Source organism: Microbacterium oleivorans, from assembly GCF_001691565.1.
In the GTDB taxonomy this organism is placed as follows: Bacteria; Actinomycetota; Actinomycetes; order Actinomycetales; family Microbacteriaceae; genus Microbacterium; species Microbacterium oleivorans_B.
The window spans coordinates 24,777-37,901 of sequence record NZ_MAYO01000003.1 but is presented as its reverse complement, the minus strand read 5'-3'; the positions used below and the strand labels follow the sequence as shown (position 1 = coordinate 37,901).

The following is a 13,125-nucleotide window of genomic DNA, read 5'->3' as shown; positions in this document are numbered from 1 at the left end:
AGGCTGTGACCGTGTTCCGTTACCCCACCCCGACGCTCGCCGCCGAGGCGGGGTACGCCATCGCCGGTGATCGCTTCGCCATCCTGCTCGGCGCGGCCGTCGCGGAGGGCGTGATCGCTCGGTTGTGGAACGCCGCGGTGGCCGAGACCGCCGTCCTGGAGGATGTCCTCAGCGTGCTCGTCGCCGGCGGGATCCACGATCTCCCGGACTTCGCCGTCGCCGAGTTCCCCGACGACGAGGCGCAGCCGGTCCGCGTCGCCGTACGGGGCGCGGCGATCGTCGAGACCTCGGATCGCACGCGCGTGTCGGGTGCCGAGGCGCGGACGTGGATCGAGACGGCGCTCGCGGGGGCCGTCGGCATCCGTCTCGCCCTCGGGACCGGGCCAGCCGGCGGCGACCTGCTGCCTCTCGGTCTCGGGGTCACGCGCGCCCACGAACTGTCGTGGGGACGTCCCTTCCCCGCCGGTCGCGAACCGGATGCCGATGTCACGCCCGCCGCCGCGGGCGAGGTGCCCCCAGGGACCCTCGCCCCGGTGACGGTAGCCGTCCCGACGATCACCCCGACGATGTCGGCTCCTGCCGCCCCTGCTCCCGCGGCCCGCGACGAGGAGATCGACGTCCTCCAGACGATCTCGGTCGACCGCAGCCTGTTCGCGCGCCTCTTCGAGGATGAGGACGACCTCGAACTGCCCGATTTCCTCCGCGAGGACACCCGCGCCGGGGACCTCCCGGACGAGCACACGCGGTTCGGCTCGCGACGCGGCTCTCGCTCTGCCGCACCGGCGACGTCGTACGCCCTGCGGCTGCCCGGCGGCCGGACCGTTCCCCTCGACAGGCCCGTCGTCCTGGGCCGCGGGCCGCGTTCGGCCGACCACCCCGAAGCCCGTATCGAGCGGGTGCCCTCGCCGCACAAGGAGATCTCGGGAACGCACCTCGAGGCGGTCCTCGACGGCGCCACCCTGGTGGTCCGCGACCTGGGCTCCACGAACGGCACCATCGTGCGCCCGCCCACCGGCGCGGCGGCGCTGCTGCGCGGAGGCGCGGCCTCCCGCGTGCCGGTCGGGACGGAACTGGACCTCGGCGACGGTGTGACCGCCGTCTTCGACACGCTCGAGCCTTCGACGGGGGGATGATCGACCGCGTGTCCAGCAGGCTCCCCTCCTCGCCACCCGGGCTCTCCGGGTTCACGTACGTCCGCCCGCTGGGCGCCGGCGGCTTCGCCGACGTGTTCCTCTTCGAACAGAACCTCCCCCGGCGCCCCGTCGCCGTGAAGGTTCTGCTGGAGGACGTGGTCGACGAGAACGTGCTGCGCATGTTCAACGCCGAGGCCGACGTCATGGCGCGCCTGAGCGCTCATCCGTCGATCCTGACGATCCACGAGGCGTCCGTGTCGGCGGACGGTCGGCCGTACCTCGTCATGGAGTACTGCCCGACCTCGCTCACCCACCGTTACCGCCGCGAGGAGATCCCCGTGGCGGAGGTGCTGCAGCTGGGGGTCAAGATCGGCTCCGCACTCGAGACGGCCCATCGCGCCGGCCTGCTGCACCGCGACATCAAGCCGTCGAACATCCTCGTCACCGCGTTCGGCTCGCCCGTCCTGTCCGACTTCGGGATCGCCGCCGCCGTCGAGGCGCGCCCCGACACGGAGGAGGTCTTCGCGATGTCCGTTCCGTGGTCCGCACCCGAGGTGGTCGATGAGCGCGTCTCCGGCTCGATCGCCGCGGAGGTCTGGAGCCTCGGCGCCACCGTCTACTCCCTCCTCGCCGGTCGCAGCCCCTTCGAACGTCCCGGCCGGGGACAGAACACCCGAGACCAGCTGAAGGCGCGGATCCGCAAGGCCGTCTACACGCCGATCGGGCGCCCCGACGTCCCTCCCGAGCTGGATGCCGTGCTCGCGAGAGCCCTGAGCCGGGATCCCTCCGCCCGGCATCCGTCCGCTGCGGCCTTCGCGCACGACCTGCAGGTCATCCAGCACGGTCTGGGCGTGCCTCACACGCCGCTCGAGGTCGCCGTCGACGAGTGGGCAGCGGCGGGAGCGACCGTCGACTTCGCCGACGATCGCCCTCGCGGCCCCGTCCGCCCCGCTGTCGACTACGCCTCGTCGCGCCCCGAGCGTCGCCGCAGCACACCGGCGCGACGGCCCGACGAGGGCACGATCCTCGCCGGCGCGGAGCCGGCACGGCGGATGGGACGCGGCACCCTCGTCGCGCTCGTCGTCGGCGCCGGCGTCGTCGTCGCGGCAGCAGCCGCGGCGACCACCGTCATCGTTCTCGGCGGGGCGGGCTGAATGGCGCCGGCGAACAGCGAACGGCCACGCGTGCGCAGGTCGACCTGGATCGGCGCGGGCGCGGTCACGGCGATCGTCGCCGTCGTCGGCACGCTCGCCGTCGTCTGGCCCGGGTACGACGCGCAGCAGACTCCCGTCGAGGATCCCACCGTGTGGGCGCTGCAGACCGGCGCCGGCAGCGGGTACGCGCGCGTCAACCTCGACCTCCGCGAGATCGATACGGTCAAGCAGGTCGTCAACGGCACCCAGGTCGCGCAGACCTCCGACCGCCTGTTCGTGTTCAGCGAGGGCGGCTCCGCCTTCTCCGACGTCGACCTCGCCCAGCCCGCCGATCTGACCGGCGAGGACGAGGACACCACGGCGCCGACGCCCGCCGGCACGGTCGAGATCGTCACCGCCGGCGACGCGATCGTGTACCGGACCGAGGGCGGCGGCGTCTTCGGGGCGACCCTGTCCGGCGGGGGCGCGGCCGCCCCCATCGACCCGTACGCCGAGGTCGAGCGCGGTGCCGACGAGCAGGGGCCGCGCTTCTCGGCATCCGCCGTCGCCGTCGACGCCGACGGCGTCGTGTACGCGTACTCACCCGGCGAGGAGCTCGTCGTCCGCGCCGACGCCGCCACAGGACGCATCCTCGGACAGGACGAGACGCCCATCGCCCCGGCCGACGCTCAACTGAGCGCCGTCGGGGGACGCTGGGTCCTCTACGACGTCACGACGGGCGACGTCGCCGTGCGCGGTCGGGACGACCTGGTGCGGACGACCCCGCTCTCCGGCGCGCTGCTGCAGCGCGCGGCGACGAGCGGCGACGCCGCCTACATCGCCGACCCGACCGGAATCACGCGCGTGCCCCTCGAGGCGGGGACCGCAGACCGGCCGCTGGAGTCGCCGGGCCTCGGCTCCCCTGCCGTCCCTACGCCGTCCGGAGACGCCGTCAACGCGGCCTGGCTCGGCGACGGAACCGGCGGCGGGAGCCTCTGGTCCAGCGCACGACCGAACGCGACGGTCCCCCTCGACTACGCCGGTGCGGACATCGGCGACGGCGTCGACCCGGTGTTCGTCGGCAACGGATCGCGGCTGGCCGTCAACGACCGCGGGTCCGGCTGGGTGTGGCGGGTCCCCGACGGGGCGCTCGTCCCGTCGTCGCAGCAGTGGCGCCCCGAGGACACGAGCGAAGCCGCGCCCGATACCGACGACGATGTGGAGCGGGTCCTCGAACCCAAACCGCCCGTCGCCGTGGACGACGAGTTCGGAGTGCGCGCCGGGTCCGTCGCCCTGCTCCCGGTGCTGCTGAACGACCACGATCCGAATGAGGACGTCCTCAGCATCGACGTCGGCGGATTCGACGGGGTGGATGCCGCGTTCGGCCGTGCGAGCATCACCGGCGCCGAACAGCAGATCGCCCTCGACGTCGCCCCCGACGCGACCGGGACGACGACCTTCCGGTACCGCGTGACCGACGGCACCTCGTCGGGAGGGCGCCTGTCGGAGGACGCGACGGTGACCGTCCGCGTCGTGCCCGAGGAGGAGAACTCGCCCCCCGTCTGGTGCGGCGTGCCCGACTGCCTGGCCACCTGGCCGGTCCTGCCCGTCGCGCCCGGGGGTACCGTCTCCGCCGACCTCCTCCGCGGCTGGGTCGACCCCGACGGCGACCCGGTGTACCTCGCCGGTATCGACGGCGCCCCCTCCGTGGGGACGGCCACGACCTCCCCCGAGGGCGAGTTCACCTACCAGCATCCCGATCCGAGCGCGACGGAGGCCGCCAGCATCCCGGTTCCGATCGTGGTGTCGGACTCCCGCGGCGCCACGACCACGCAGGCTGTCACGGTCCAGGTGACCCCCGCCCCCGACCTGCAGGCCGAGTCGTTCGCGGTGACCGGCGTCGTCGGCGAACCGCTGGACGTCGACCTCACCCCCTACATCACCGGCGCGTCGGGTCCGCTGACGATCGGATCGCTCGTCGCCCTCGACTCCGAGCGCGCCACCGTGACCCCCACTCCGTCGGCTCTGCGCATGACCTTCACAGCGCGTGAGGCGGGATCGTACGTCGTCCACTACTCCGTGCGGGACGGCGTCACCGAAGCATCGGCCCTCGCGCGCGTCACCGTCCGCGAACCCGCCGACACCGTCGTGACGACGCCGCCCCTCACCGCCTTCGTCCGCCCCGGCGAGGATGCGACGATCGACGTCGCCTCGGCCGCGGCGAACCCGGCCGGACTCGTCCTCCTGCTCGAGGACGTCCGGCCCGACAGCGACCCGACGGCGTCGCTCGGTGTCGACCTCGTGGGGCAGAGCCTCCTCCGCGTGAGCGGGACGACCGACGACGGCCGACCCGGCCGCCTCGGGGTCGTCCGCTACACGCTCACCGACGGCGGTGGCGAGGCGACGACCGCGGAGGGCGAGGTCACCGTCATCCTGCTCCCCTCGGGCTCGGCGGAGCAGCCGATCGCGGTCGATGACGCCGTCACGGTGCGGGGCGGGACGCAGGTGGACATCCCCGTCCTCGACAACGACCGCGCACCCGCGGGATCCCTCGTCGGCATCGACCCCTCGTCGATCGTCAACGAGACCGGGGGCGGCCTCGCCTTCGCCTCGGGGCGCGTGCTCCGCTATCTCGCACCCCGCGAGGCCGGTACCTACGCCCTCACCTACACGATCTACCGCCTGGGCTTCCCCGAGGTCGTCGACACGGCACGCGTCACGGTGACGGTGACCGGCGGCGATGAGAACCGCGCACCCGTGCCCCGCGCCCTCGTCGGCCGCGTGGTAGCCGGCCAGTCGGTCACGATCCGCTTCGATCCGTACGCCGTCGACCCGGATGGCGACGACGTCGCGTTGGACGCCATCACGACTCAGCCGGAGCAGGGTTCCGCGACGATCTCCGCCGACGGGCGGTCGATCGTCTACACGAGCAGCGAAGGCACGTCCGGGCAGGTGCGGTTCGAGTACCAGGTGAAGGATGCCCGCGGTGCCACCGGCGTCGGGGAGGTCCGCGTCGGCGTCATCGGTCGGCAGAGCGACCCGAGTCCCGTGACGTTCAGCGACTACGTCCAGGTGCAGGCGGGAGCCGACAGCACCGTCGTCGTCCGGCCTGCCGACAACGACGTCGACCCGTTCGGCAGCGCTCTCGAGCTCACCGACGTCGTCCCGAACGCGCCGGCGGACAGCCCCGAGTACGCGGCCCTCGCCGAGCGTGTCACCGTCGACGGTCCGGCGGTCACGGTGAGGGCCGGAACCGCCCTCGGCACGTTCTCGTACTCCTACGAGGTCGCCAACGCCGACGGCGACACCGCCATCGGCCTGCTGGTCATCAAGGTGGTGCGCGACCCGGTGCCCGATCACCCCGTCGTGTCGGACACCGTCCTGACCATCGAGGACCGGGACCAGTTCCCGACCGGTGTCGACGTCCTGAGCGGCAAGGTCGCCTGGACCGGTGGAGACCCGTCGTCGCTGGCCCTGCGCCTGTGGGGCGCCCCGGGTGATCTGCGCGTGTCCGGCTGGGAGATCTCGGGAGAGCTGCCGGCCCGGAGCCGCCTCATCCCGTTCGAGGTGACGGGGACGGCGTTCGACGGCACCGAGGTCACCACCTACGGGTTCCTCCGCGTGCCGGGGACGGACGAGGTCCGTCTCACGCTGCGCGCGGGCGCCGAGCCGCTCAGGGTGCGCGAAGGCGAGAGCATCGACGCGGATCTCGCCGACCTGGTCGCCCTCCCCGAGGACGCGACGCTCCTGGTCGACGATGCGCGGACGAAGGCCGGCGGCGGCCGGTCGGAGGCGACCTGCCGCCTCGTGTCGGGCACGGTCATCCGCTACAGCGCGGGACGAGGGGCGCCGTGGACCGATTCGTGCATCGTGACGGCGCGACTGGCCGGCGCAGACACGTCGACCGTCCTCTCGGTGCCCGTGCAGATCGAGGCGGAGATCCCGCAGCCGTCGCTGCGCAGCGCGTCGATCGGGGTGCGCCCGGGGCAGACGCAGACGTTCGACCTCACCCGCATGGTGCGGTGGGCTGGCGCTGCCGACGACGGTGCGCTCGACTTCGACATCTCCTACAGCGGCGACCAGTTCGAGGTCACGCGGAAGGACGCCGTCGTGACGGTGACCGGGCGGGACGAGGCGCGCCCCGGCCGCGAGGAGCAGGTGACGGTTTCGCTGCCGAGCCATCCCGATGCCGCCGCCTCGAACCTCATCCTGACGGTCGGCCCCTCGCCCTCCACGCTGCCCCGCGGCGGTTCTGCAGTGAAGACCTGCTCGCAGGCCGACGGGACCACGTCTTGCACGATCGACGTCGTCGGCGCCGACGGCGAGGTCAACCCGCTGCCCGGGACGCCCCTGCGCGTGGTCGGCGCGGCCAGCTCGGGCAACTGCGACGGCGTGCGATTCGCGCCCGCAGGAGACCGCGCCGTCCGGGCCAGCTGGAGCTCGGATGCCGAAGGGGCGGCGCGCTGCGCGGGGACCTTCGTCGTCGAGGACGCCCAGGGGCGACAATCCAGCGGCGACCGCAACGGCTCGATCGTGCTGGACCTGCGAGGTCTTCCGGCCAACCCCACGCGCGTCGAGTGGACCGCGTTCAGCGAGGATACGGTGAGCCTCCGGGTGACATCGGATGCCGGTTCCTACCCCGCCGTCCAGGGTTACCGCATCACGACGGGAGGCCGCGAGGTGGCGACCTGTCCCGCCTCCGGCGTGTGCTCCCCCATCTCCGCGCCTGTCGGCGAGCAGCGGGTGTACGAGGCGCGGGCCACGAACGACGTCGGCGCCTCGCGCGGTGCCGTCCGGACCACGGCGTGGTCCTACCGTCCGCCGGCCCGGCCGACCGCGGCATCCTTCCAACCGGATCCGAACGGCGGCGAGGGAGGCCTCGCGACGGTCACCGTGACGGGACTCGACGACACGACGGGCACCGTGCGCCTGTCGGGCGGGGTCGCGGGGAGCGCGACGCAGCCGGTGAGCGGGGGGACGGCGACGTTCGCGAAGTACCGCGTCGGCTCCAACGACCCGACCGAGCTCACCGCCACTCCGCTGACCGAGTTCGAGCTGCCGCCCATCGCCGGCGGCTCCAGCGAGGGACGTTCTCTTCAGCTGTCCGCCCACGGCGTGGGGGCACCCACCATCGAGCTGTCCGAAACGACGACGTCGAGCTCGATGACGGTGTCGGTCCGCGTCACCGGCCAGAGCGCCGGGACCGAGCCGCTGTTCGGGTTCAGCGAGTCTCCCGCCTGCACGCCCGACACCCGTTCGTCGAGTCGGACCTTCCCCGCCGTCGCCTTCCAACGCAAGACGATCTACGTCTGCGTGACGAGCACCTTCAACGGCATCGCGGGGTTCGGCGTCACGAACGACCAGATCACCGCCCGGCCGACCGGCAGCGTGTCCGCCCCGGGAGCCCTGACCTACTCGGTGTCGAGGACGCCCACCGGCGACCAGCGTTCCGGCTTCACGTACGCGGCGAGCGGGCACAGCGACGCCGGAAGGCCCCCGTTCGAGGGAGCACAGCTGCGCTACCGGCTCAACGGTCGAGCCGTGGACGCGTTCGCGCCGCGACTCAATCAGCCCGGCGACCGCTGGGGTGCCGTGTGGTGCGACACGTTCCTCGGGTTCGACGCGGAATGCTCAGACCCGACCCCGATCGAGCCCGAAGCTCGCAGCGCCGACTGGCCCGTCTACGTCGCCACCGACGACATCCCCTCCTGCCGCTCCGACGAGGCGGTGAGGGACTGGTTCCCCCGCGACATCGGCAGCGACGTGGCGACGGTCGCGAAGGACGTCGACGAGCGCGCCGCGGGCCCTCGGCGCGTCACGTACACGATCGACTGGACCGGCGCTTTGAGAGAGCTCAGGGCCGTCAGCATCACCGTCGACTGCCAGCAGATCGAGCAGCCGACCCCCACTCCGACCCCGACCCCGACCCCGACCGACGGTGCCCCGTGAGGGACTGCTGCATCACCGCCCGGATCACCCGTTCTTCGAGAGGAACACGATGACGATCACCCAGGAGCAGAGCGCCTGGTTCGCCGAGACCTTCACGACGCTCGTCGACAACGTCGAGCAGGTCGTGCTCGGTAAGCGCCACGTCATCGAGCTGGCTTTCACGGCGATGGTGTCCGAGGGCCACCTGCTCCTCGAGGACTACCCCGGTACAGGGAAGACATCGCTGGCGCGCGCAATGGGTCGTTCGGTCCAGGGAACCAGCTCCCGCATCCAGTTCACCCCGGACCTGCTCCCGGGCGATGTCACCGGCATCACCGTCTACGACCAGCGGCGCGGCGAGTTCGAGTTCCACCAGGGCCCGATCTTCGCCAACGTCGTTCTCGCCGACGAGATCAACCGCGCGTCCCCCAAGACCCAGTCCGCTCTCCTCGAGGTGATGGAGGAAGGCCACGTCACGGTCGACGGCATCACCCGGGACGTGGGGGTTCCATTCCTCGTCGTCGCGACGCAGAACCCGGTGGAACAGGCCGGCACCTACCGGCTACCCGAGGCCCAGCTCGACCGCTTCCTCATGAAGACCTCGCTCGGCTACCCCGACCACGCCGCGACCCTGCGGATCCTCGAGGCGTCCGGCGAGGCCTCCCGTGAGGTGGCGCCCGTCGTCACTCCGCAGGGCATCGTCAGCATGGCCGACATCGCGCGCGGCGGGTACCTCGCCCCTCTCGTCCTGGACTACATCGCCCGCCTGGTCGACGCGACGCGTCTCGCACGGGAGGTGCGTCTCGGAGTGAGCGTCCGCGGTGCGTTGGCCCTGACGAAGGCGTCGCGGACCTGGGCTCTGGCGCACGGACGCACCTACGTGACTCCCGACGACGTGAAAGCGCTCGCCGTCCCGGTCCTCGCCCATCGCCTCATCCTCGATCCCGAAGCGGAGTTCGACGGCGTCACCGCCGAGGCCGTCATCGGTCAGGTCCTGCTCTACGTCGTACCGCCGACGCAGCAGGAGCGCGCGGACGAACGTCGTCAGCGAGAGAACGTGTGAGCTCGTCCACCGAGTCCCGACTCACCCGCACCTCGGCGGCGACGGGATACACCCGCACGAGCTACGGCACGGCCGGCTCGACGACCGTCCTCGCCGTCCGCGGCGTGCAGGGTTGGCGACGACTCCGCCGCGCCGCTTTTCGAGGCGCGCGGAACATCGCCGACACCGTCGCGCCCGCGGGGTGGGTGGTCGTCACCCTGACGACCCTGGGGCTCGGCGTCGGGTTCGGCTTCGGTCTGCTCGAGTTCACCGTCGCCGGCGGGGCGGGCCTCCTGCTCCTCGCCCTGTCCATCCCCTTCCTGTTCGGGGCGAGGGCGTACCAGGTCACCCTCCGCCTGGCCCACGACCGCGTCGTGGCAGGAACCCCGGTGGAGGGTGCTCTGGTGGTCACCAACATCGGCAGGCGAACGGCCCTTCCGGGCCGGGTCGACCTGCCGGTCGGGAACGGCCTCGTCGACGTGCACGTCCCGCTCCTGCGCCCGGGCCACGAGCTCACCGAGACGGTCGCCATCCCGACGCAGCACCGCGGTGTCATCACGGTCGGCCCCGCACGCACCGTCCGGGGCGACCCCCTCGGCATCCTGACCCGCGAAGCCACCTGGCAGGACACGCACACGCTCTTCGTCCACCCCGTGACCACCGCGCTGCGCAGTTCCGCGACCGGCCTGATCCGTGACCTCGAGGGCAGCCCGTCCCGGACCATCGTCGACGCCGACTTCTCGTTCCACGCGCTGCGACCCTACGTCCCCGGAGACTCCCCCCGGCAGGTGCACTGGAAGTCGACGGCGAAGACCGGCGCCATGATGGTGCGCCAGTACGAGGAGACCCGCCGCTCCCGCATGATCCTCGTCCTCGCCCTCGGCGCCGACGAGTACGCCGACGAGGACGAGTTCGAGCTCGCCGTCAGCGCCACCGCATCCATCGGCGTACGAGGCATCCGCGACGGACGCGACGTCGACGTCGTCGCGGGCGCCGAGATCCCCGAGTTCGCCCGCAGCCGCATGCGGACCTTCCGCACCCTCGCGACCGTCTCCAGCCGCACGCTCCTCGACGAGCTCGCCGGCATCGAGCGGGGCGAGAACCCTAGTCGGCTGCGCGACGTCGCGACGCTCGCGTCAGGACGTCACCCGGATGCCTCCATCGCCTTCCTCGTGTGCGGCTCTGCGCCCACCCCCAGCCAGCTGCAGAGCGCGGCCCTCGCGTTCGGCTCCGAGGTCGCCGTCGTCGCCCTCGTGTGCGCGCCGACGGCTGCCCCCGGCATCCGTCGCCTCGGGAGCATGACCGTCATCTCGATCGGACTCCTCGAAGACCTCCGGCAGCTCCTGGCCCGAGGCGGGCAGTCGTGACCTCACCAACCACCCGTCGCGGCGCCCGCCGCCGTCCGGGTCCCTCGCGGGCCGGGTTCTACGTCGGACAGGCCGTCGTCATCGACCTGCTCCTCACTGTGGGCGCGGTCGCGGCCTGGCCCATCTACCGCAGCGTCGCGTTCATCGTGGTCGTCGCAATCGGCATCGCCGCCGGACACGTCGTGGCCGCGATGGGCACCCGGTGGCGCTGGTCGGGCTGGTGGGTCGCCCTCGCGGCCCTCGGCGCCTATCTCGCCCTCGGCGTGCCCGTCGCAGCGACGGGATCCCTCTCCGGAGCCGACGCCGCGCTCCGGGCATTGGCGGACGTCGCGACCGCCCCGGTGACCGGCTGGAAGGACCTCCTGACCCTCGAACTGCCCCTCGGCAACTACCAGGCGACGCTCGCTCCCACCCTGCTGGTCTTCCTCGGCAGCGCCGCCGCAGCGCTGTCCATCGCCTGGCGGGGAACGAGATGGTGGATGCCCGCGGTCGCCGTCGCGCTCCTTCCGACCGTCTTCGGGGTGACCTTCGGTGCGCGCTCGCTGGCGACGCCCCTGCGCCTCGGTCCGGTGTCGGTTCAGCCCGAGACCCTGGTCGGTCTCGCCGCGCTCGTGATGTCCCTCGTCGCGGTCATCTGGCGCACGAGCGACGAGCGCCGGCGCGCGTTGGCGACCGCGAGTGCCGCGACCGGTGTGGTGCGAGCTTCCGGGGACCGTCGCCGAGGCGGTGCGGCGCGCGCGGCGACGGCGGCCGGGATGGTGGTCGTCGCGGTCGCGTTCGCAGCGGTCTGGGGCCCGTGGGCTCTCGCCGACCACCCCCGGGCCGTCGCGCGAAGCGTCGTCGACCCTATCCTCGAACTCGAGCGCGCACCCAGCCCGCTCGCCTCCTACCGCGGGTCGTTCACCGACGAGCGGTACGACCAGACGCTGTTCACTGTGGCGGCGTCGGCGGGGATCGACCGGGTGCGACTGGCGACGCTGCCGTTCTACGACGGTCGCACCGTCCGGGCGATCGATCCTGCCGCGGGTCCGGCGGATCCGTCGACCTCGTTCACCCGCGTGCCCTCGAGCCTCGATGACAGCGCCCCCGGTACGGCGGTCGTCACCGTGCGGATGGGAACCGGCACCGGCATCTGGGTGCCGACCATCGGCATCCTCCGCGCGATCGGGTTCGAAGGCCCACGTTCGGCCGACCTCGCCGACGGCTTCTTCCACAACGCGGCGACCGGAAGCGCCATCGAGATCGCCGACCCCGCACTCAGGGCGGGGGACGCGTACCGCCTCGAGGTGGAGCCCGAACCGGCCGCGAAGCCGATCTCGTCACTCACCCCGTCGCGGACCGGTCCGTCGCTGCCGCCGGAGGTGGTCCCGGCGTCGCTGACGGACTGGATCGAGGCTCAGCAGGCGGGATCGGGAGGGACAGGTCTCGACACCCTGCTCGATCGGCTGCGCTCACGCGGCTACCTGAGCCATGCGCTGGAGCTCACCCCGGGTCAGCCGCCCGCATGGCTGGAGGACCTCGGCGAGGGAGGCTTCCAATCCTCCCGTGCGGGCCACTCGGCGGACCGCATCGGCGTCCTCTTCACCCAGCTCCTCGACCGCGAAGCGGAGGTGCCCGGCGGTTCGGATGCGGATCTCGTCGCCGCCGTGGGCGATGACGAGCAGTTCGCCGTCGCCGGCATGCTCATCGCCGACCAGCTCGGCTTCGACGCCCGGGTCGTGGTCGGCACCCGACTCGCATCCTCCGACGACCTTCCGGTGTGCGATGACGGCGCGTGCCGCGGCGGTGATCTCGCCGCGTGGATCGAGGTGCGGGATGCCGCAGGTCGGTGGACCCCGATCGACGTGACGCCGCAGCACGAGAGCTTCCCCTCCCCCGACCTCGAGCAGCGACGGGATCCCGAGAATCCGACCGACGTCCGCCGGGACGAGGCCGAGCCGGTCCTGCCCGCGGATGCGTCTCCCGCCGACGGCGAGCGTCCTGCGCAGGATGCACCGGACGAGCAGGCCGACCTCTCGGCGCTGTGGACGACCGTCCGCGTCGGCGGTGTCTCGCTGCTCGCCGTCATCGTCCTCGTCGGCCCGCTCGTCACCGTCCTCGCGGTCAAGGCGCTCCGGCGTCGGGGACGGCGGCAGCGCCCCGACCTGGCCGGACGATTCACCGGCGGCTGGGAGGAGTACGTCGACACGGCAGTCGACCACGGGTACACCGCACCGGCGCATCTGACCCGGCAGGAGCTCGCGCAGCTCTTCGCGCAGGGCTCCGACGGCACCGCCGGTACACGGCTGGCGACGTGGGCGGACCGTTCGGTGTTCGATGCGGCGCCGCCGACGGCCGAGGAGAACGACGAGTTCTGGCGGATCGTCGCGGCGGAGCGTTCCCGCTTCGCCGCCGACAAGGGCTTCTGGGCCCGGCTGCGGGCGCGCCTGTCGCTCCGATCGCTCCTCCCGCGCACACGGCCTCGGCGCCGATAGGGTGTGCGGTGCGGGACGGAGGGAACCCATGACGAAGGACGAGGACAC

At 72.5% G+C, this 13,125-nt stretch carries 6 protein-coding genes; all 6 read left to right on the top strand.

Going from position 1 to position 13,125, the window contains the following annotated elements; all coding sequences use genetic code 11:
- Window positions 1-11: 11 nt before the first annotated feature.
- Genes BBA86_RS02865 through BBA86_RS02840 form a run of 6 tightly spaced genes read left to right on the top strand, consistent with a single transcriptional unit; the run spans window position 12 to window position 13,077 of the window.
- Complete coding sequence (locus BBA86_RS02865) at window positions 12-1,133, top strand: FHA domain-containing protein (protein ID WP_065572152.1); 1,122 nt, start codon at window positions 12-14, stop codon at window positions 1,131-1,133.
- Window positions 1,130-2,287, top strand: coding sequence for a serine/threonine-protein kinase (locus tag BBA86_RS02860; protein WP_065570199.1), 1,158 nt, complete (start codon window positions 1,130-1,132; stop codon window positions 2,285-2,287). Before BBA86_RS02865 ends, BBA86_RS02860 begins: the two co-directional genes overlap by 4 nt.
- 30 nt (window positions 2,288-2,317) lie before the next feature.
- A complete protein-coding gene (locus BBA86_RS02855) occupies window positions 2,318-8,215 on the top strand; it encodes an Ig-like domain-containing protein (RefSeq protein ID WP_141677830.1) in 5,898 nt (1,965 codons plus the stop codon).
- A gap of 49 nt (window positions 8,216-8,264) precedes the next feature.
- Window positions 8,265-9,257, top strand: coding sequence for an AAA family ATPase (locus BBA86_RS02850; protein ID WP_065572151.1), 993 nt, complete (start codon window positions 8,265-8,267; stop codon window positions 9,255-9,257).
- The gene (locus BBA86_RS02845) at window positions 9,254-10,603 is read left to right on the top strand and encodes a DUF58 domain-containing protein (RefSeq protein ID WP_065570197.1); all 1,350 of its coding nucleotides are present in this window, start codon (window positions 9,254-9,256) and stop codon (window positions 10,601-10,603) included. Before BBA86_RS02850 ends, BBA86_RS02845 begins: the two co-directional genes overlap by 4 nt.
- The gene (locus tag BBA86_RS02840; protein WP_065570196.1) at window positions 10,600-13,077 is read left to right on the top strand and encodes a transglutaminase domain-containing protein; all 2,478 of its coding nucleotides are present in this window, start codon (window positions 10,600-10,602) and stop codon (window positions 13,075-13,077) included. Before BBA86_RS02845 ends, BBA86_RS02840 begins: the two co-directional genes overlap by 4 nt.
- The last annotated feature ends 48 nt before the right edge of the window (window positions 13,078-13,125 follow it).

Excerpts from the sequence above, each read along its gene's own strand:
- BBA86_RS02850 (WP_065572151.1), top strand. The coding sequence starts at position 8,265 with ATGACGATCACCCAGGAGCAGAGCGCCTGGTTCGCCGAGACCTTCACG.
- BBA86_RS02860 (WP_065570199.1), top strand. The coding sequence starts at position 1,130 with ATGATCGACCGCGTGTCCAGCAGGCTCCCCTCCTCGCCACCCGGGCTC.